Origin of the sequence: Bartonella sp. AP57NXGY (assembly GCF_042195805.1) — a bacterium.
In the GTDB taxonomy this organism is placed as follows: Bacteria; Pseudomonadota; Alphaproteobacteria; order Rhizobiales; family Rhizobiaceae; genus Bartonella.
In genome coordinates this window covers 1-520 of record NZ_JBHIOZ010000701.1, presented here as the reverse complement: position 1 = coordinate 520, position 520 = coordinate 1, and the positions used below count along the sequence as shown (strand labels likewise).

The following is a 520-nucleotide window of genomic DNA, read 5'->3' as shown; positions in this document are numbered from 1 at the left end:
TTGATAACTTTGTTCAGACAGGAGCAAATCCAAGTAGCTTATGGGAGCGTTTTAGAAAATCAGAATTTTCCGAGCATCTCATGGATTTTTTTGCGGGGTTAGCATCAGGAAAAACACCGCAAGAAAGCTTTTCAAATGCGGCGCTTGTTATGCGGCAGGGCAATAATGTACGTGCTCAAAATAGACCAATTTTTGAGTTTTTACGCTCTAAAGGATACGATGATAAAGACGCACAAGCAATCATGCAATATCCAGATCTTGCCATGAAAGTTATAGGCAACACGTTAAGCCCTCAAGAAGGCTATAGAACATTGACATCAGAAGAAAAGGCAGAGCAAGGATTGCCTGAGGATATGACTTTCCAAGTCTCAACAAGCACAGGGAAAATTATCCCAGTCCAAGGGGGACAACGTTCCACTGCTTCTGGATTAGGGGGAAATACTGATGGCATGCTGTCAAAGCCTGAATCAGGTTATATGTATGTTAAGGATGAAAATGCACTTGGTGGCATACGTGCGGT

1 pseudogene is annotated in these 520 nt (G+C 42.5%); it reads left to right on the top strand.

Annotated features, from left to right (window positions below):
• Nucleotides 1-520: pseudogene (locus ACFIL8_RS12715) on the top strand (hypothetical protein); the annotation flags it as partial.